The 662-nt window shown below is 73.1% G+C and carries 1 protein-coding gene; it reads left to right on the forward strand.

Annotated features, from left to right (window positions below; all coding sequences use genetic code 11):
• Positions 1 to 662, forward strand: a 662-nt coding sequence (locus AC27KI_RS26655; RefSeq protein WP_487116900.1) for a hypothetical protein, incomplete at both ends; no start/stop codon positions are given.

The raw sequence follows: 662 nt of genomic DNA on the forward strand, positions 1-662 counted from the left end.
GCCGCCGTGCTGCAGGACCTGCCGCTGTCGGGCGCCGTGGGCACGGTACTGGACCCGGTGTTCGCCCTGCGCCAGCGGGTGCGCGTGGCACCGGGCGGGCTGGCGCGCATCGCCTTCTGGACGGTGGTGGCATCGACCCGCGCGGGGCTGCTGGACCTGATCGATCAGCACCACGAGCGCAGCGCCTTCGACCGCGCCGCCACGCTGTCGTGGACGCAGGCCCAGGTGCAGCTGCGCCACCTGGGAGTGGACGGCGAGGAAGCCGCCGACTTCCAGCGCCTGGCCGCCCCGCTGCTGTATGCCGACCGCCGGTTCCGCGCCCATCCCGAGACCCTGCTGCAGGGCGCCGGGCCGCAGTCGGGGCTGTGGCCGCACGCGGTCTCCGGCGACCTGCCCATCGTGGTGCTGCGCATCGACGACATCGAGGACATGCCGCAGGTGCGGCAATTGCTCACGGCCCACGAATACTGGCGCATGAAGCAGCTGAGCGTGGACCTGGTCATCCTCAACGAACGCGCGTCTTCCTACGTGCAGGACCTGCAGGTGGCCATCGAGACCGCGGTGCGCAGCAGCCAGGCGCGCCCGGCCATGGCGTCGGGACTGGCGCAGGGCGCGGTCCATGTGCTGCGGGCCGACCTGCTCGGGGGTCCAGGGGCGCGCGC

The sequence above is a fragment of the Acidovorax sp. KPB24-03 genome, assembly GCF_057546605.1.